Source organism: Streptococcus sp. 517s (assembly GCF_054445985.1).
On record NZ_CM136847.1, the window covers coordinates 1,711,191 to 1,730,897 of the forward strand.

Sequence of the window (19,707 nt, forward strand, 5' to 3'; positions counted from 1 at the left end):
TCGGCTATAGCCTGCTCTATCTTCTAAATGATTTAAACATAACTAGGATCTCCTTACCAGTTGATTTATCGGTTTGCATTGTTTTCTTTTTATGTTTCAACTCGATTTGCGATGCAAGAAATCATCATCGTAAACATAAGGATATCACCTGAAAATAGAAAAATCCGCCCCCTCTACCAAGACGAGGTGGATTTTCTGTATATCTAGAGGAATAATTGACTTTAGGCATTTAAACCAAAGTAGAAAACGAGCCAGACAACATAGGTGACCAGGAGGAGAAAAATTGAATAGAGCGTCACAAAAGCAAGCTTCCAAAGGAACTTTGTTTTGCGGTGTTCCAGATGCACAAACAGGGCATTCCCCCCATAGACACAAGCTACAAAGACTACAAACATCAAGAGGCGAACCCCTACTGCAAATTCAAACAAACTAAACATTCTTAATCCTCCTTTTGGTATTCCTATTTTTATATAAACTGTTGACAATGTTGGTATGTCAATGTTAAGATAGAACAAAACATTGGTAGGAAAATCAGGTTGAGTCGTTGACTCCTCTGGTTGCAGTGCTATCCCTGAAACTTTGGTTTCTAAAGAACTGAAATTGCGATTGAACAATTCGCCCCCAGTGTTAGATGGCTCTTGACTTCGGTCAAGGGTTTTTTGGTGCTTTTAAAGTTGATTCCTTCAGTAAGTTATAGTAAAATATAAATATTGAGAGGATAACGTAGGGCGACTGGTGACAGAGCGTTCAAAGGTACCAACTTCTGGTACGGGTGTGGGACTGCCTTCAGCTTTGAGCTGTAAAGACCCCTGACTACCATTGGTCCTCTCTTTTTGCTTACTCTTAGATTAAGGGCTTTTCTTTGCCTCTTTAGTAAACACTCCACTCCATGCTATTTCTACATCGTTATACTTATAGATTGACTTCTTAGCCTCATAGATGATAAAATAGGGTAAAGGTTGAGATTTGGTCTGACTTGGTGACAAGTCTTTCAAAGGTTGTGATTCAATCACTTCAGGTAATGGTGCTGCCCCTTGAGCTTGCTCAGAAAAATCCCTTAATTTTGTCTCAGCCTTTTTGGTTGCTCTTGAGATTTCTCAAGAGCTTTTTCTTTTTTCAAAGATATCATTTTTCCCAACCATCTACTCTAACGATTAATGAAACTAGAACTATGTTTTTCCTTAAATCTACTATCGCTTTAGATTCCCCTTTAATTATAACACCTAAGTACTCTCCGACCAAATCCTACCTGTCTTTTTGCTCCCTCCTTCCCTCACGACTTTCTCCATTTCCGTCTTTTACTAATTTTTCATTTTGTGGTATAATTGAAATAATTGTAACGAATCAAGGTCAATCTAGACACAAAATGGAATGAAATCAAGCAAATCTCTACTAAAAGTTTGGAATAAGCTGACCTGTAAATAGAAAGGAACTATATGATTTACAAAGTTTTTTATCAAGAAACAAAAGAACGTAGCCCACGTCGTGAAACAACACGCTCACTTTACCTAGACATCGATGCCAACTCAGAACTTGAGGGCCGTATCGCTGCTCGCCAACTTGTCGAAGAAAACCGCCCAGAGTACAACATCGAGTATATCGAACTCTTGTCTGACAAATTGCTAGATTACGAAAAAGAAACTGGCGTCTTCGAAATCACGGAGTTCTAATATGGCCTATACTCTTAAACCTGAAGAAGTCGGCGTTTTTGCCATCGGTGGTCTGGGAGAAATCGGGAAAAACACATACGGAATTGAATACCAAGACGAGATTATCATCGTCGATGCTGGGATTAAATTCCCAGAAGATGACTTGCTGGGTATCGACTATGTTATCCCCGACTACTCTTACATCGTAGACAATATCGACCGCGTCAAGGCTGTCTTGATCACACACGGACACGAGGACCACATTGGTGGAATTCCTTTCCTGCTCAAGCAAGCAAATGTCCCTATCTACGCTGGACCGCTTGCCTTAGCTTTGATTCGTGGAAAACTCGAAGAACACGGCCTCTTGCGCAACGCCAAACTTTACGAAATCAACCACAACACTGAGTTGACCTTTAAAAATCTCAAGGCAACTTTCTTTAGAACAACTCACTCTATTCCAGAGCCTTTGGGGATTGTCATTCATACCCCTCAAGGAAAAATCGTCTGTACGGGTGACTTTAAGTTTGACTTTACTCCAGTTGGAGAACCTGCAGACTTGCACCGGATGGCTGCCCTTGGTGAAGAGGGTGTTCTTTGCCTCCTCTCTGACTCGACAAATGCAGAAGTGCCAACCTTTACCAACTCTGAAAAAGTCGTTGGCCAGTCCATCATGAAGATTATCCAAGGCATCGAAGGTCGTATCATATTTGCGTCCTTTGCCTCAAATATCTTCCGTCTCCAGCAAGCAGCGGATGCTGCAGTTAAGACTGGACGCAAGATTGCGGTCTTTGGACGTTCTATGGAAAAGGCCATTGTCAACGGTATCGAGCTTGGCTACATCAAAGCTCCTAAGGGAACCTTTATCGAGCCAAATGAAATCAAAGACTACCCTGCAGGCGAGGTTCTGATCCTCTGTACAGGTAGTCAAGGCGAGCCGATGGCTGCCCTCTCTCGTATCGCTAACGGAACCCACCGTCAGGTGCAACTCCAACCCGGCGATACCGTTATCTTCTCTTCAAGTCCTATCCCTGGAAATACCACTAGCGTCAACAAGCTGATTAACATTATCTCAGAAGCTGGTGTCGAAGTCATTCACGGAAAGATTAACAATATCCACACCTCTGGACACGGTGGTCAGCAAGAGCAAAAACTCATGCTCCGCTTGATTAAGCCAAAATACTTCATGCCTGTCCATGGTGAATACCGCATGCAAAAAGTCCACGCTGGACTAGCGGTGGATACGGGTGTCGAGAAGGACAATATCTTTATCATGAGCAATGGTGATGTCCTTGCCCTTACTGCTAACTCAGCTCGTATCGCTGGGCATTTCAATGCCCAAGACATCTATGTCGATGGAAATCGTATCGGTGAAATCGGCGCTGCTGTCCTCAAAGACCGTCGTGATTTATCTGAAGACGGTGTCGTTCTAGCAGTCGCAACTGTTGACTTCAAGTCTAAAATGATCTTGTCTGGCCCAGACATCCTCAGCCGAGGCTTTGTCTACATGAGAGAGTCTGGCGACTTGATTCGCCAAAGCCAGCGCATCCTCTTCAATGCTATTCGTATCGCACTGAAGAACAAAGATGCTAGCGTGCAATCTGTCAATGGTGCCATTGTCAACGCTATTCGTCCTTTCCTCTATGAAAATACAGAACGTGAACCGATTATCATCCCTATGATCCTCACACCAGATGAAGAAGAATAAACCAACAAAACAGCCCCGTCTTCGGAGCTGTTTTTTCTATGCTTTCTTTTCTTGATTTTTAGAAATACTGCGATTTTTACCTTCAAGATACACCATCAAAATAGAAATATCTGCTGGATTTACTCCCGAAATACGGCTAGCTTGACCAATGGTTTCTGGATTGATCATTTTGAACTTCTGACGGGCTTCTGTTGCAATGGAGTCAATATCATCCCAGTCAATATTGGCTGGAATGCGTTTTTCTTCCATGCGTTTCATCTTAGCAACCTGATCCATGGCTTTAGAAATATAGCCTTCGTACTTGATTTCTGTTTCAATCAATTCGATAATCTTGTCATCCAAATCCTCAGCAGCTGGCCCGATGAAGGCCACCACATCTTGGTAAGAAACTTCTGGACGGCGAAGGAATTCCTTGGCTGTCACTGCATCTGTCAATGGCTTGAAGCCCATCTCCTCAACCTTGGCATTGGTTTCCTTGACTGGCTTGAGTTTAATACTGTCTAGTCGCTTCATCTCATTGTCAAATTGATTTTTCTTGATTTCAAAGCGAGCCCAGCGTTCATCATCCACAAGCCCAATCTCGCGTCCCATCTCTGTCAAACGCATATCGGCATTGTCATGACGGAGGATGAGACGGTATTCAGCTCGACTGGTCAAGAGACGGTAAGGTTCAATGGTTCCCTTGGTCACCAAGTCGTCAATCATGACCCCAATATAGCCGTCGCTGCGCTTCAAAATCAACTCAGGCTTGCCTTGGATTTTCAGAGCCGCATTGATACCCGCGATAATCCCTTGACCAGCAGCTTCTTCGTAACCTGACGTTCCATTTGTCTGACCAGCTGTGAAGAGGCCTGAGATTTTCTTGGTTTCCAGAGTCGCACGCAACTGGTGAGGTAAGACCATGTCGTACTCAATGGCATAACCAGTTCGCATCATCTCTGCATTTTCCAACCCTTTGATAGAATGAACCAAGTCACGTTGTACGTCTTCAGGAAGACTAGTTGAAAGCCCTTGAACGTATACTTCCTCAGTGTCACGCCCTTCTGGTTCTAGAAATAGTTGGTGGCGTTCCTTGTCTGCAAAGCGCACAATCTTGTCCTCAATCGATGGACAGTAACGAGGCCCAACTCCCTTGACTACACCTGTAAACATAGGCGCACGGTGGAGGTTGTTTTGGATAATCTCATGACTGGTACCGTTGGTATAAGTCAACCAGCATGGCACCTGGTCCTTGACATAGTCCTCATCACGTGAAGTGTATGAGAAGTGATTAGGCGCCTCGTCTCCTGACTGAATCTCAGTCACATCGTAATTGATAGAAGAAGCCTTGACACGTGGAGGCGTTCCTGTCTTGAAACGACCGATTTCGAGGCCCAACTCCTTGAGGTTGTCAGCAAGGTTAATCGAAGCTAGACTGTGGTTAGGGCCAGACGAGTACTTGAGGTCTCCGATGATAATTTCCCCGCGGAGAGCAGTCCCCGTTGTCACGATAACAGCCTTAGCAGCATACTCTTGATGGGTTGCTGTACGCACACCGACAACCTTGCCATCTTCCACCAAAATCTCATCAATCATGGTTTGACGAAGGGTCAGATTCTCTTGATTTTCAACTGTCTTGCGCATCTCCTTAGAGTAAAGTTCCTTGTCAGCCTGCGCACGAAGGGCACGGACAGCTGGCCCCTTCCCTGTGTTGAGCATCTTCATCTGTATGTAGGTCTTGTCAATATTCTTGGCCATTTCACCACCAAGGGCATCGACTTCACGCACGACAATCCCCTTGGCAGAACCACCGATCGAAGGGTTACAAGGCATGAAAGCCAACATTTCGATGTTGATGGTCGCAAGCAAGACCTTACAGCCCATACGGCTGGCAGCCAAGGAAGCCTCAACCCCAGCGTGTCCCGCACCGATTACAATAATATCGTATTCTTCTGTAAAATTATAAGTCATTTCTTAACCTTTCAAAAATTTCTCGCAAATAAGGAACTAACTTCTCCTCCTCTAGAGCTTGATCCATAGTAACCCATTTAAAGTGTGTATGCTCTTCAGGATCTAATCTGATAATTGGCTTCTCCCCAACCCACTCTGCTTTATAAACTAAGCGAGTAAAGACCGTATCCTTAGAGGTATCCAGTTGACTATCTTCGTGAAGAAGTTTGAGCGAACTGCTATCTAGTCTAACTCCCGCTTCTTCAATGCATTCTCTAAGAGCACCATCTTGCGGAAGTTCACCCTTTTCAACCCCGCCACCAGGAATATCCCAGTAAGATGGATAAACGTTGGGTTCTCCTCTTTTAATTTCCGAACGCTGAATGAGCAAATAATCACAACCACTATGAACAAGTACATGGGCAATAAGCTTAACCATCCTTTTCTCTCCTATTCTTCAAGATGAATGTGTCTTAGTTGGCCGTCCCAATCCGGTAGAGCTGTTTTCAAAAAGGCTGGAACTAGCTGGATATTCTGGAGCTGATCCAAATCAATCCACTCACAAGGCTGCGTTTTTTCGTCTTCCTGCATGGTCAATGGAGCTTCTTCAAGCAAATTCACCAGGTAATGAAACTCGATGTTGTGATAGGAAACACCGTCTTGTTCAAAACGATTTTCAACCACAAAAGCTAGCTGTCCAGCTTGAGCTCGGACACCCAGTTCTTCCCTCACTTCACGGACTACCGCGTCTTCCGTGCTTTCATTGACTTGAATCGCACCGCCAATAGTGTAATACTTGCCCTTATCTTTGGTAACTAGGAGCTTGCCATTTTGGAGAATCAAGGCTGTCGCCCGAACACCAAAAACTGTATTTCCCACTTTTGTCCGAAAGTCTGGTTGAGTCATTTTTATCCTTTCCCTTAAACGACACAAAAACAGTCAAAACTCCAAAGAAGTGCAGGACAAAAAAGCCTGCAACATCCATGAGCTTTGACCATCATTTCTATTGCTTTTATTATTGTAGCAAATTGAGAAAATTTGTCAATCTAAATGTACTGACAAACTTGTCCATCGCGGTAGGCATTGTCAATCAAACCACCACCGAGACACTCTTCGCCATCGTAAAAGACAACTGCCTGTCCTGGTGTAATCGCGCGTTGTGGTGCCGCAAAGATGACCTCTGCCTTGTCTCCTTTTACATGTACAGTCACCTTAGAGTCAGGCTGACGGTAGCGGAATTTAGCTGTACATTCGAGCGTAAATTCCTCTGGCATGTCACGAGTAAAGTGAACTTGACTGGCCTCTAGACTGGTTGACATAAGCGAATCATGGTAGAAACCTTGTCCGACATAGAGGATATTCTTGCTTAGGTCTTTTCCGACAACGAACCACGGCGCATTGTCACCGCCGTGTTGTCCACCGATCCCAAGACCGCCACGCTGACCGATTGTATAATACATGAGGCCTGCATGCTCGCCCATATCGCGTCCATCCACAGTCATCATGCGACCAGGCTGAGCTGGCAGGTAGTTACTGAGGAAGTTTTTAAAGTTCTTTTCTCCGATAAAGCAAATCCCTGTCGAGTCTTTCTTCTTAGCAGTCGCAAGGCCTGCCTCTTCTGCTATTTTTCGGACTTCAGGCTTTTCCAAATGCCCCAGCGGGAACATGGTTTTTTGAAGTTGTTCTTGCGAAAGTTGGCTGAGGAAATAGGTCTGGTCTTTGCCATTGTCCACGCCACGAAGCATGTGAACAATGCCATCCTCATCACGCGCCACTCGAGCATAGTGCCCAGTTGCTACATAGTCTGCACCCAAGGTCATAGCATAGTCCAAAAAGGCCTTAAACTTGATTTCCTTGTTACACATAACATCTGGATTTGGCGTGCGCCCTGCACGGTATTCCGCTAGGAAATACTCAAAAACGCGGTCCCAGTACTCTTTTTCAAAATTGACAGAGTAGTAGGGAATGCCAATCTGGTCTGCCACCGCAGCCACATCCTTATAATCTTCGGTCGCCGTACAGACGCCGTTTTCATCTGTGTCATCCCAGTTCTTCATGAAGATACCGATCACATCGTAGCCCTGCTCCTTGAGCAAGAGAGCCGTCACCGACGAATCAACACCACCACTCATCCCCACGACAACACGTGTTTTAGAGTTATCACTCATGGTAAGTCTCCCATCTATTCGTTTATTCACGATTGAAGGTCGTGTGTGCTTCACGATTGAAGGTCGCTTGAGCAGTATTCATTATAACACGCTTGGTTGGAGAAGACAAGAAAGAGGCTGATAAATCATCTCAACCTCTCTTTCTTACTTTGCAAACGAATCAATTTTCCCCTTCAAGTTCTTTCTTCGCTTGTTCTATCTGGTATTTCACTTGCTCAAAGCCGGTTCCTCCTAAGGAATTCCGTCTCTGAACAGCGGTTTCTGGACGCAAGTAGATATAAATATCCTCTTCAATTAAGGGATGGTAGACTTGCAACTCCTCCAAATCCCAATCTTGGATGTTTTTACCATGCTTGATAGAGTCTAGAACCAATTTTCCTACAATTTCATGCGCTTCTCTAAAGGGGAGGCCTTTTTCAGCCAAATAATCTGCCAGTTCGGTCGCATTCGAAAAATCATTCTCTGTAGATTGCTGCATTTTGGCCTTATTAACCTGCATGCTCGATAGCATACCTGCCAACACATCCAGAGAATTTAAAATCGTGTCTACTGTATCAAACATGCCTTCCTTGTCCTCTTGTAAATCCTTATTGTAAGCCAGAGGCAAAGACTTCATGACGGTCAATAGTCCGAGTAAGTGCCCGTAAACCCGTCCTGTCTTCCCTCGAATCAACTCGGCCATATCAGGATTTTTCTTCTGGGGCATGATAGACGAGCCCGTTGAAAAGCTATCAGACAAGCTAATATACTGATACTCAAAACTGCACCAATTGATGATTTCCTCACAAAAACGACTCATATGCATCATCAAAATGCTGGCATTTGACAGAAATTCCAAGATAAAATCACGGTCACTCACTGCGTCCAAGGAATTGGTATAGGGTTGTTGGAACCCCAATAAATCACTCGATAATTGACGATTGATTGGAAAAGTTGTCCCCGCCAATGCAGCCGCACCCAGGGGAGATAGGTCCGTATGTTTCAAGTTAAATGCAAAGCGCTCGCTATCCCTTTGAAACATATTGTAATAAGCCATGAGATGGTGGGCAAAACTAATCGGTTGGGCGTGCTGCAAATGGGTATAGCCTGGCATGATGGTTTCCACATGTTTTTCAGCCAAATCCAGCAAAACACTGTTCAGATTCGCCAACTTATCCAAGACATGGCCAAGTTGCTCCTTTAGATATAAGTGCATATCCGTTGCGACTTGGTCATTCCGAGAACGAGCCGTGTGTAGTTTCCCAGCCAGAGAACCAATTTTCTCTGTCAGCAACACTTCCATATTCATATGAATATCTTCATTTGCAATATCAAAATGAAGCTCTCCTGCCTCTAAATCTCGCAACAAAGCTTTCAGACCATCTCGGATCTGCTCTGCCTCTTCCAAGCTCAAAATGCCAGTCTGTCCTAGCATTTGAACATGAGCTAGGGAACCCATCAAATCAAATTTTGCCAGCTGGTGGTCAAAGGAAATACTCGCACCGAACTGTTCTACCCAATCTTCCACAGTGCCTTCAAATCGACCACCCCATAATTTTGTATTTTTCGACATATCCTGTCGTCCCTTTCTATCGCGTCACTACTCAACATTTTTCTGAACTTCTGAATAAACCTTAGTCGGAAGACCCCAAAGCTTGATAAATCCAACAGCCGCATCTTGGTCAAAAGTATCCGCACTGGTATAAGTCGCCAAATTTTCATCGTAAAGAGAATTTGGAGATTTCCGAGCCACTACCTGGGCATTCCCCTTATAGAGTTTAACTTTTGCAGTTCCATTGACAACTTTCTGTGTCTCCTTGATATAGGCAATCAAAGCCTGAGTTGCTGGGCTAAACCACAAGGCATTATAGATGAGATTGGACAACTCATTTTCGATAATAGGTTTGAAATGAGCCACTTCTCTCACAAGAGTCAAGTCTTCAATCTCCTTATGAGCTGCCAATAAAGTCACAGCACCTGGGCACTCATAAATCTCTCTTGACTTAATACCGACTAGGCGATTTTCCACATGATCAATACGACCGACACCGTGTTTGCCTGCAATTTCATTGAGCTTTTGAATCAAAGCAGCCACTTTCATCTTTTCTCCATTGAGGGAGATGGGCACCCCACAGCTAAACTCAATGTCAATAAATTCTGGACTGTCCGGCGCCTCTTCTGGAGAAGATGTGATTCCAAATGCTTCTTCTGGCGCTTGGTTCCAAGGGTTTTCCAAGACACCACATTCATTTGCACGTCCCCAAAGATTTTGATCGACAGAGTAAGGATTGTCAAGGTCAGCTGGAACTGGGACGCCGTTTTCTTTGGCATATTGGATTTCTTCTTCACGAGACCATTTCCACTCACGAACAGGCGCAACTACCTTTAGATTGGGATCCAAAGCTGCAATAGAGACTTCAAACCGAACTTGGTCGTTTCCCTTACCTGTACAACCATGGGCAATTGTGGTTGCCCCCGTCTGATGAGCTATTTCAACGAGTTTTTTTGAAATAAGAGGGCGACTCAGAGCAGATACCAAGGGATACTTCTGTTCATAGTAGGCATGAGCCTGAAGGGCCACTAAAACATAGTCGTTAGCAAATTCTTCCTTAACATCAATGACATAAGACTCAACAGCTCCAACCTTGAGAGCTTTATCGTGGATGAACTCCAAATCTTTTCCTTCACCCACATCCATACAAACAGCGATCACATCATAGTCTTTTTTTAACCATGTAATAGCAACTGATGTATCCAATCCACCTGAATAGGCTAAAATGACTTTCTCCTTACTCATTTCTCATCCTTCTTTCTATTTTTCGATAGAGGCTTTAAAAGCATCGTCAATCAATTTGTCCAACTCCCCAGAATCCTTCAACTTCTGGATGGTTTTATCAACCGCATCTTTTAATTCTTTACTGTCTTTTTTCATCGCAACAGCGTAGGAATCTTCTTTGTCATTGTCAACATCAAACTCAGCGATGGCTAGGTCTGGATTATTCTCTACAAAGCCTTTCGCTACTGGTTCCTCAAAGATAACCGCATCTAGTTGCCCTGATTTCAAATCTGTTATCAAATTTCCATTTTTAGGAAGTGAAACGAGAGAAGAATCCTGCAAGGTTTCTTTGGCCAGAGTTTCCTGGATAGAACCTTTCTGCGCTCCAACCTTTTTCTGAGCCAAATCCTTGACTGATTGGTAATTCGTTAATTCAGATTTTCTTACGATAACCTTATTTTTCGAAGTGTAGTAGGGAATTGAAAAATCGTAAACTTGACTTCTCTCTTCCGTTTTAGAAACACCTGATATGGCAAGATCGGCTTTACCTGAATCAAGACTAGCCAGTACATTGTCAAAACTCATTGGAGAGAACTCCACTTCTACACCTAGTTCCTTTGCGATGGCTTTGGCTAGTTCAACATCTGAACCTACAATCTGATTTTTCCCATCAACCAATTTCTGATATTCAAATGGAGCAAACTCTGGATTTAGGGCCACCACCAATTTTCCTTTAGCCTTAATGGCTTCAACACCTTGGGATTGATTGTTACTACAAGCAAATAATAAGGGAAACATAAGCAAACCAAACATCGTCATCAACACCTTCTTCACTTTATTCATAGAAGAGCCTCCTTTTATTTTTATACTTTATTGTTGTATAAATAATACCCCTCTCATTCTCGTTTGTCAAGAAAAAACTGTATTTTATTTCATTTTAATCAAGAAAAAGCTTATTATATGATATATTTTTACATATAATAAGCTTATTTATACTGTTTGATTTTTTAAAAATACAATTGTCCAATTACAGGTAAGATGAAGAGATCAACGAACTCTCCACATTCTCTTTCACAATTCAATAACTCGATGGCATTGTTGAGCCACATAGGCATCGTGGGTAACGATAATGACCGTTTTCCCTTCCTTGTTCATATCTAAGAGAAAGTTCAAAACCAAATCTCGATTTTCAGGATCTAGAGAACCGGTTGGTTCATCTGCTAAAAGGAGCTGACTGGGTTTTAAAATGGCTCTAGCAACTGCGATTCGCTGCTGTTCCCCTCCAGATAACTCTGAAACCTTTTGATGTAGAGTTGATGGCAACCCCACTCTCTCTAAAATTTCTTCTATCTTTTTGACTTTGTCTTTCTTGGACAATTTCACATACTTTAGAGCAAGCATGAGATTATACTCTACCGTTTCATTGTCAATCAGAGCAAAATTTTGAAACAGATAAGAGATATGTTCGCGGATAATCGCTTGCGACTTAACAGAATTGACAGGTACATTTTTCTGACCGAAAATTTCATAATGCCCACTGTAATCGCCATCTATCAAACCCAATAGATTTAACAAGGTCGACTTGCCACTACCACTTTTCCCAACGATGGCAACTAAATCTCCTTGGTTAATTTTTAGAGATAAGTTCTCCAAAATAACTTTTTTCCCAATGGTTTTCGTAACATTTTCCAACTTTATCATAAGTGATCCCCTTTCAATAACTGCACTACATTTCTTTTTTCCATCTTAGAGCCCAAGAAAAGTACAAACAAAATATCTAAGCCTGTAAATCCTGCGAAAAGTAGGAGCGGGAAAAGTGCCTGTGTAAAGAATAGCAAAACCATAAAAGGAAGACTATAAACGGCTAATAGAAGGCCCAGCAAGGAACGATACCGATCTATCAATTTCCAACCCATAAACTTCTTGGTAATAATATCTGTTCGCTTCAACAAGAAAGTTGTTACTAGTAAGAAGTAGGAAATCATCATACTAAGAAGACCAACCAAAGCAAAGAGTATGTTGAAATTCCGAACAGCATCTCGATAAGAATCTACTTTATCTTGTTGAATGGCTTGAATAGATGAAAATTTTAAATAATTCCCATCTGATAATTTCTCAACTAACGCTGTCACCTCTTTTTGGTGTTGAGCCGTATTTTCGATTTTAATCGGGTTATTTAAACCTGTTGTTGACAGGCGAGCTTTTTCATCCCACATCATATCAGAATCATTGACCAAGCTAATAATTGGATTGTAGAGATTTTCCTTTCGCTTATCACTATATGGAAAGAACGACCAATCTCCTTCATAATAGGCAATCTCGACATACATCTCCTCTATCGTTCGTTTTTGCTGCTCTTCATACTTCATCGAAAGATAGGCAATTAATTTCCCCAAGAGCTGATTTTTATCTTCTTCACCTTTCGTACTTGCTGGCATCAAAATAACTTTTTTTGCGCCGGTATCTGGTAATTTGAATCCCTGACTTTCTAAAAAATGACGATTAGCATAGTAAACAGTTAGCATATCAGCCAGTTGATACCGCTGCACTTGTTCTGCAGTGGCAAAATTTTTTATAGGCAGGTTGCTAGTTTGCACATAGCCCGCCTGCGTTTTTTCTACCAAATCCTGATAAAATCGATAGAAATAATCTACTGCCTGCCCTGAGCCTGCCAACTGCTCTTGCCACAAGTTATCATTGAGTTGGAAAGTTTCCAAGGTCAGATAATTTCCTTGACTGATCCACTGTTTCTGGTAATCCAACTCTTTGTTTTCTTGCTCCAAACTTTTTCCTACCCCAACTAGCAAGACTGTCAGTAAAATGGTAGTTCCAATTTTCATCAAATAATTAAAGAGTAAACCAAATTTGAAAGATGAAAAACTTTTCAGCAGAGAGCTGATTGTCATTTTTTGGATCAAGAGATAGGTCAACCAACTGATAAAGAGATAAAGTTGCAAAAGCAAAAAATGCGACAACCATAACATTGGGAACAAATCTTTTGGCTTGTAATCAAGCAAAAAACACACTCCTAGATTGATCACAAGCGCCCCACCTAGGAGGAGGTAAAGGTTGCCTTTTACAACATCAGCTAAAACAGCCCTATCTTGAAAACCAAGTAATTTTTGTACCCCAACTCTTTTCATCTCCATCATCGGCTGATACACCGTTACTAAGACAAGAAGCAAAATAGCCAAGACAAAAACAATGGCAGATAAGAGCAAATCTCGATTTATGACTTCCACTGCACTTTTATAGGTCGGCTCTAGCAAGGTAGCCTGGTCTATCTTGAAAAAATCGCTCCATTTCTGTACAATCCTATCCTTGTCCATCTCTTGTGTAGAAGTTATCGTATAGCGACCATTTAAACTACGAGATGTATCCTTGATATAGGTTTGAAAAGTCATAAGCTGAATAGGCTTGGCTTTTAGAAAAGTCGGAATCGTACCAAGTTTATTGGAAATTTCTTTATTACTGTAAACTCCCTCACCATCTGTGGTAAAATCAAGAGAAGAAATCCCAAACTCTTGGTAGGGGAAGGTATCTTTATCAAAAACACCAGACTTGACCACCTCATCACCACTGTCTGTTTTGATAATGGAGACTTTGTACTCCTTTGATACATCCTCAAAAAATCGAAGAACAGATTCTGCAGGTTCATTAATATCTTTCAAATACAAATCCAAAGAATCTACAGTCTTTCCCATTTCCCGAATCCGCACCACTTCTCGTGTGTAGTTTATATTAAAAACAAAAAAAGTGGTACACAAAAGCAGGAGTAACATACAGAAATTACTGATTTTTTTCATAAAGATACCTCCAATAAAGTTCTCCCTCTCCTAATAGGAGAGGGAAAATTCCACTTAAAATCCATAGAAATATTCTAATCCTGTTGGCGGAATCTTTGTGAGGGAAGCTTGAGCCCAAACCTAGGGAGCTTCACGCTCCTTAGAGATTCTACTACCATGTCGGACCGTTGCTGTATGAGATCGAGTAGAATGTAAATAATCAGAATATCCAAAAGTTCCTGTCCAACCTACTCCATAATTCCATTGACCACCATCAACCCATACTGCTAAAGCATTTGTAGTAGCAAGCAAACCGCATGCCATTACGGTTGCTACACCATTTTTTTCATATTTGCTTCATATTATACAGTATTTTCAGAAAAAAAGATAGAATTATTCATTTGTAAACATCGAAGTTCTGTTCTTTAAACAAGATTGATTATAACATTTTTTGAAGAATACAAGGGAGTCCCATATTGACTCCCTTGATTTGAAAAATATTTTAACTATTATCTTTATTCTTAAAACTAGAAATTGTAATATATTACCACATTCGTTTGATTTCTTCTCTATAAGCGACCTTATATCTCATTGCTGCATCATAGTAAAAATGGTAACAGTATTTGTAAAATTGATACCCTTTTCGATAGTATCTGTTTAGTTTTACATACATGCCCGGAGCTCCTTGTCCTAATAAGGCATCTAATATTGAACCAATACCAATCGCAGGGGTTAAATAAGGGATTAGAGCAGAAATAACACCTAGCAATACTGTACGACCTCTATTTTGAAAGTCAATATTATAAGTATGTGTATCAAGATAATACCAAGTAGTAGCTGATCTCGCCATAACAGGCTGTTCAGTTGACTGCTCTTCATCTTTACTTACTTGAACCATACTATCAAATTCATCTGAGGTTAGTTCTAAGACCCCATCAATAAAAACATTGTGTTCGTCATCAATATATACTTTTGACACCGTTCCATCTTCGTTTGTGATTGCTAGATTATGTGAATCTACAACACGAACATACGACGGATTGGATTGAAAATCAGACGTTGTCAAATTAGATTTGCTATTCATAGCAGATTCTAAAGCTAAAGCCGTTGGAGAGAATATATTAAGAAAAATTATGGTCAAAAGAAACAGAGAACATTTTTTCATTTTGCAAACCTACTTTCTTATAAAATATTTAATGACAACATAACTAATAGGGAATGTTAACAGTATCAAAAATATAATTTGAATCTTATAAATATCTGGTTGAAAAAATGAAATATAACAACCCGTCAACAACAATCCCATGAAAACGACACCAAAAATAAAATCAACTATATAGTCATTTTTATTTCTTTTCAAAAATATCACCTCCTAGCACTATACAAATCTAACACCAATTGGCTAATGATAGCACATTACGTCTCTATATGTCGTAAGCTCCCTCCTCTCTTGATTAAATAACTAGCGCATTATATTGGCCAATTCCACGGAAACTGTGAAGCTAAGGTGACCAAGAATGCAAAAAAGACCAAAAAGCGAAATACTTTTTTATCCATAATGTTTCTCCTATCTTTTTATAGCTATATTATAACTCTTTTTCTTAACGCCAAAGATTTTTGTTTGCTTTTTCACAAAATTATCTTAGATCTTTATTTTACTTTTTCTGTCTTTATGATACAATATTTTTAATCAATTTCTATTTTTTGTTAACTTTTTTCACAAATAAGGAGGAAATCATGCGCTACGATTTTGGAAATGTTTATAAAGAAATCCGTGAGTCAAAAGGTTTAACCCAAGAGGAGGTCTGTGGGGATGTTCTCTCAAGAACCAGCCTATCAAAAATCGAAAGCGGGAAAACAACTCCTAAATATGAGAATATGGAGTTTCTTCTCCGACAAGTCAATATGAGTTTTGAAGAGTTTGAATATATCTGTCAACTTTATCAACCAAGTCAACGCACAGAAATTATGCAAACCTATCTCAATATGAGCTCAATCCTAGGGACTAGTGAACTCGAAAAACTATTTCAAAAATGTCAAGACTACCTCAAAACTCACCACGACCTCCCTATAAAAGAGATACGAGATATGCTAAAAATTGTTATCTATATCCGCCAAAATGGGACTAAAAAACTGTCAATCGAAGTTAACAATACTGTAAAGAAGCTATGGAAGAAGATAGAAAAGCAGGACACTTGGTACGAGAATGACTTAAAAATTCTCAATACCATTCTCTTTACCTTTCCTATAGAACATATCCATCTCATCACTGGAAAAATCTTGCAACGCTTAGAAGTCTATAAAAACTATCAACATTTATATGACTTGCGAATGGCAATCCTACTCAATCTATCTACCATATACTTGTACAATCAAGATAGAAATATGTGTCAACAAATCTGCTACACTTTATTGGAGGATGCCAAGAACAAGAAAAGCTACGATAGGCTTGCTATCTGCTATGTCCGTATTGGGATTTGTACGGATGATTCTAAACTTATCCAAAAAGGGTTCTCCCTTCTGGAGCTAACCGATGAAACTGTAATTCTGTCTCATCTCCAAAAAGAAGTAGAGACCTATTATCAACCGAAGGAAATATAAAAAGTCGAGGGATTTCCTCGACTTTTGCATCTTGTTCTGTTAGTTCTTAATACCAACCGTTGTTAACCCAGAAGTTCTTGGCTGCTGTCCATGAACCGTAACGTCCTGCAACGTAGGCATCTGCTACACGTTCTTGGTTTTCAGCTGAGTAGTCACCGTTCAAGTATGAATCTGTCAATTGGTAACGTCCGATGTATTGGCCGTTTGTAGCTGTGTAGCTACCACCTGATTCTTTTTGAGCGATCCATTCTTTGGCTTCTGCTTCAGAACCACTTACTGTAGAAGCTGCTGCAGTGTTGCTTTCTGCTGTTGGTGCTTCATAAGTTGTTGTTGCTGCTGGAGCTTCTTCAACAGTTTCTGTAGCTGCTGGAGCTACAGTAGAAGCTGTACCTTCGATGACCAAAACTTGGTCAACATAGATAAGGTGGATATCTTTGATATTGTTTTTTGCTGCCAATTTTTCAGCAGTCGTATTGTACTTCTCAGCGATTTCTGAAAGAGTATCACCTGATTTAACAGTGTAAGTTACAGTTTCTTGTGCAGAGGCAAGAGCTGGGGCAAAGAAAGCAAGTAAAGCTGCTACTCCTGCGATAGTTGTTTTGATTTTTTTAGTTGTTAATGACATATCTAAAAATTCTCCTTCTATTGAATATATCTATGATACCTTTTAAATGTTACTGTTGTTTAACGGTTATATGTAGAAATATTACAAAAATATTTTATATTTACTGAAACATTGATATTTTTGTCATAAAAGACAAGATTTTATACTATTTTTATCCATTTTTTCAGTTTTATAAGGGAAATAAGCACAGAACTTCATTCTTTGATATAATAGAAACAAGAATCTTTGTAAGGGGAAACAGATGCACTCACTTCGTTTTCAATCTGTCTTTGATATTATCGGACCTGTCATGATTGGCCCATCAAGTAGCCATACAGCTGGTGCCGTTCGTATCGGGAAAATCGTCTCATCCATTTTTGACGATACGCCAACAGAGGTAGAATTCCAATTATTTAACTCATTTGCCAAGACCTACCGTGGTCATGGAACGGATCTTGCTCTCGTCGCTGGTATTTTAGGTATGGATACGGATGACCCCAACATTCCAAATAGTCTCGAGATTGCCCATAAGCGTGGTATCAAGATTGTCTGGACCATTCAGAAAGACAGCAACGCTCCTCACCCAAACACCACCAAAATCACTGTAAAGAATGACCATAAGTCCATTAGCGTGACAGGTATTTCTATCGGTGGGGGAAATATCCAAGTTACGGAGCTTAACGGCTTTGCTGTCTCTCTCAACATGAATACACCGACCATCATCATCGTGCATCAGGATGTTCCAGGTATGATTGCCCATGTTACTGAAGCCCTCTCTCGTTTCGATATCAACATCGCACAGATGAATGTGACTCGAGAAAAAGCTGGAGAAAAAGCCATTATGATTATCGAAGTCGATAGTCGAAGTTGCGAAGAGGCGATTGAAGAAATCCGAAAAATCCCTCATCTCCACAATGTCAATTTCTTTAAGTAGGAGGAAACATGTTTTATTCTATCAAAGAATTGGTCGAGCAGGCGGATCTAGACTTCCAAGGAAATGTCGCAGAACTCATGATTGCGACAGAATATCAATTAACCGGTCGAGAACGTGCAGAAGTTCTCCTCCTCATGGAACGCAATCTAGAAGTCATGAAAGCCTCTGTCGAGCTCGGTCTCAGTGAAAACAAATCCCGTAGCGGCCTAACGGGTGGAGATGCGGCCAAACTAGACCGCCATCTCAAAAGTGGCAAGGCCTTGTCTGACTTTACCATCCTATCAGCAGCCCGTAATGCCATCGCGGTCAATGAACACAATGCGAAGATGGGCTTGGTCTGTGCTACTCCAACCGCAGGAAGTGCTGGCTGTCTGCCAGCCGTTCTCACTGCTGCTATCCAAAAATTAGACCTTAGCCACGAAGAACAGCTGGATTTCCTCTTTGCTGCTGGTGCCTTTGGACTAGTCATCGCAAACAACGCTTCTATCTCAGGTGCTGAAGGTGGCTGCCAGGCCGAAGTTGGCTCTGCCTCTGCCATGAGTGCCGCAGCCTTGACCTTGGCTGCAGGTGGGACCCCCTATCAGGCTAGTCAAGCCATCGCCTTTGTCATTAAAAATATGCTGGGCCTCATCTGCGATCCCGTCGCTGGTCTGGTTGAGGTTCCATGTGTCAAACGAAATGCCATGGGAGCCAGCTTTGCCTTTATCGCGGCAGATATGGCCTTAGCAGGTATCGAGTCTAAGATCCCTGTTGACGAAGTCATCGATGCCATGTACCAAGTCGGATCGAGCCTCCCAACTGCCTTTCGTGAAACGGCCGAGGGTGGACTCGCCGCTACACCTACTGGTCGCCGCCTACAAAAAGAAATCTTCGGCGAATAAATTTATCTATTAGGAGAAATCATGCCCTCTATCTCAGCAATTTTTTTTGATCTAGACGGAACCCTAGTTGACAGTTCCCTCGGTATCCACAATACCTTTACCCATACCTTTAAAGTGCTAGGAGTTCCGAGCCCTGATGCTAAAACCATTCGTGGTTTTATGGGACCTCCACTTGAAAGTAGCTTTGCAACATGTCTTCCCAAGGAGCAAATCTCGGAGGCTGTGCAGATATATCGCTCTTACTACAAGGAAAAAGGGATCCACGAAGCCCAACTCTTCCCCCGAATAACGGAATTGCTTCAAGAGCTTTCGCAAAACCACCCTCTCTACATCACTACAACAAAGAATACTCCTACTGCTCATGATATGACTAAAAATCTGGGAATCCATCATTTCTTTGATGGCATTTATGGTTCCAGTCCTGAAACACCTCACAAGGCGGATGTCATCCGTTACGCCTTGCAGGCGCATCAACTCCCCGCAGACCAAGTCCTCATCATCGGGGACACCAAGTTTGATATGATCGGAGCTCAAGAAGCTGGCATCAAAAAGTTTGCTGTTACTTGGGGATTTGGAGAAGAGGCTGATTTACTCAGCTATCAGCCTGACTGGATCGCCCGTACCATTGATGATATCATTAAGCAACTATAAATAGTACAACGATTTGAAATTACAGAGTAAAAAGGCCAAGGTCCT

The 19,707-nt window shown here is 41.5% G+C and carries 18 protein-coding genes and 1 pseudogene; 6 read left to right on the forward strand and 13 right to left on the reverse strand.

The features are described 5' to 3' along the window. Nucleotides 1-221: 221 nt before the first annotated feature. Nucleotides 222-437: a hypothetical protein gene (locus ACVX3R_RS08585; RefSeq protein WP_000492029.1), complete on the reverse strand. Its 216-nt coding sequence runs from the start codon at nt 435-437 to the stop codon at nt 222-224. Between the two features lie 999 nt (nt 438-1,436). Here ACVX3R_RS08585 and ACVX3R_RS08590 point away from each other — a divergent pair. Together ACVX3R_RS08590 and rnjA are read left to right on the forward strand one after the other, a co-directional pair. Further along, nucleotides 1,437-1,670, forward strand: coding sequence for a DNA-dependent RNA polymerase subunit epsilon (locus tag ACVX3R_RS08590; RefSeq protein WP_458794884.1), 234 nt, complete (start codon nt 1,437-1,439; stop codon nt 1,668-1,670). A gap of 1 nt (nt 1,671) precedes the next feature. Continuing rightward, complete coding sequence (rnjA, locus tag ACVX3R_RS08595) at nt 1,672-3,354, forward strand: ribonuclease J1 (RefSeq protein WP_458794885.1); 1,683 nt, start codon at nt 1,672-1,674, stop codon at nt 3,352-3,354. 36 nt (nt 3,355-3,390) lie between these two features. On the opposite strand, the gene mnmG is transcribed toward rnjA, so the two are convergent. The 11 genes and pseudogenes from mnmG to ACVX3R_RS08650 form a co-directional block, all read right to left on the reverse strand. Then, nucleotides 3,391-5,304, reverse strand: a complete 1,914-nt coding sequence (gene mnmG / locus ACVX3R_RS08600) for a tRNA uridine-5-carboxymethylaminomethyl(34) synthesis enzyme MnmG (RefSeq protein ID WP_458794886.1) — start codon at nt 5,302-5,304, stop codon at nt 3,391-3,393. Then, the gene (locus ACVX3R_RS08605) at nt 5,294-5,722 is read right to left on the reverse strand and encodes an NUDIX hydrolase (protein WP_458794887.1); all 429 of its coding nucleotides are present in this window, start codon (nt 5,720-5,722) and stop codon (nt 5,294-5,296) included. Before ACVX3R_RS08605 ends, mnmG begins: the two co-directional genes overlap by 11 nt. 11 nt (nt 5,723-5,733) lie before the next feature. After that, the gene (locus tag ACVX3R_RS08610; RefSeq protein WP_458794888.1) at nt 5,734-6,189 is read right to left on the reverse strand and encodes an NUDIX hydrolase; all 456 of its coding nucleotides are present in this window, start codon (nt 6,187-6,189) and stop codon (nt 5,734-5,736) included. Between the two features lie 140 nt (nt 6,190-6,329). Further along, nucleotides 6,330-7,451 (reverse strand): tRNA 2-thiouridine(34) synthase MnmA, encoded by a 1,122-nt coding sequence (gene mnmA / locus ACVX3R_RS08615; protein ID WP_458794889.1) that lies wholly within the window; start codon nt 7,449-7,451, stop codon nt 6,330-6,332. A 160-nt stretch (nt 7,452-7,611) separates the two neighbouring features. Continuing rightward, nucleotides 7,612-9,003, reverse strand: coding sequence for an argininosuccinate lyase (argH, locus tag ACVX3R_RS08620; RefSeq protein WP_458794890.1), 1,392 nt, complete (start codon nt 9,001-9,003; stop codon nt 7,612-7,614). Nucleotides 9,004-9,030: 27 nt separating this feature from the next. Further along, a complete protein-coding gene (locus ACVX3R_RS08625) occupies nt 9,031-10,227 on the reverse strand; it encodes an argininosuccinate synthase (RefSeq protein ID WP_000031904.1) in 1,197 nt (398 codons plus the stop codon). A gap of 15 nt (nt 10,228-10,242) precedes the next feature. Beyond that, entirely contained in the window at nt 10,243-11,049 is an 807-nt protein-coding gene (locus ACVX3R_RS08630; protein ID WP_458794891.1) for an ABC transporter substrate-binding protein, read from the reverse strand. Between the two features lie 228 nt (nt 11,050-11,277). Beyond that, complete coding sequence (locus ACVX3R_RS08635; protein ID WP_057488862.1) at nt 11,278-11,907, reverse strand: ABC transporter ATP-binding protein; 630 nt, start codon at nt 11,905-11,907, stop codon at nt 11,278-11,280. Further along, nucleotides 11,904-14,012: a bacteriocin-associated integral membrane family protein gene (locus ACVX3R_RS08640; RefSeq protein ID WP_458794892.1), complete on the reverse strand. Its 2,109-nt coding sequence runs from the start codon at nt 14,010-14,012 to the stop codon at nt 11,904-11,906. The genes ACVX3R_RS08635 and ACVX3R_RS08640 overlap by 4 nt, the downstream gene beginning before the upstream one ends. A gap of 54 nt (nt 14,013-14,066) precedes the next feature. Then, a pseudogene (locus ACVX3R_RS08645) lies at nt 14,067-14,345 on the reverse strand (lactococcin 972 family bacteriocin); the annotation flags it as partial. A gap of 190 nt (nt 14,346-14,535) precedes the next feature. After that, nucleotides 14,536-15,156 (reverse strand): hypothetical protein, encoded by a 621-nt coding sequence (locus ACVX3R_RS08650; protein ID WP_061407542.1) that lies wholly within the window; start codon nt 15,154-15,156, stop codon nt 14,536-14,538. A 572-nt stretch (nt 15,157-15,728) separates the two neighbouring features. On the opposite strand from ACVX3R_RS08650, the gene ACVX3R_RS08655 reads away from it, so the two are divergent. Next, complete coding sequence (locus ACVX3R_RS08655; protein ID WP_458794893.1) at nt 15,729-16,592, forward strand: helix-turn-helix domain-containing protein; 864 nt, start codon at nt 15,729-15,731, stop codon at nt 16,590-16,592. A gap of 46 nt (nt 16,593-16,638) precedes the next feature. Here ACVX3R_RS08655 and apf read toward each other — a convergent pair whose 3' ends face one another. Beyond that, nucleotides 16,639-17,217, reverse strand: coding sequence for an aggregation-promoting factor (apf, locus tag ACVX3R_RS08660; RefSeq protein WP_458794894.1), 579 nt, complete (start codon nt 17,215-17,217; stop codon nt 16,639-16,641). Between the two features lie 241 nt (nt 17,218-17,458). Between apf and sdaAB the strand changes: the two genes are divergently transcribed. The 3 genes from sdaAB to ACVX3R_RS08675 are packed head-to-tail and all read left to right on the forward strand — an operon-like array spanning nt 17,459 to nt 19,662. Next, the gene (sdaAB, locus tag ACVX3R_RS08665; RefSeq protein WP_000555871.1) at nt 17,459-18,130 is read left to right on the forward strand and encodes an L-serine ammonia-lyase, iron-sulfur-dependent subunit beta; all 672 of its coding nucleotides are present in this window, start codon (nt 17,459-17,461) and stop codon (nt 18,128-18,130) included. A gap of 8 nt (nt 18,131-18,138) precedes the next feature. After that, complete coding sequence (gene sdaAA, locus ACVX3R_RS08670) at nt 18,139-19,011, forward strand: L-serine ammonia-lyase, iron-sulfur-dependent, subunit alpha (protein ID WP_033584753.1); 873 nt, start codon at nt 18,139-18,141, stop codon at nt 19,009-19,011. 21 nt (nt 19,012-19,032) lie between these two features. Further along, nucleotides 19,033-19,662, forward strand: a complete 630-nt coding sequence (locus ACVX3R_RS08675) for an HAD-IA family hydrolase (RefSeq protein ID WP_458794895.1) — start codon at nt 19,033-19,035, stop codon at nt 19,660-19,662. The last annotated feature ends 45 nt before the right edge of the window (nt 19,663-19,707 follow it).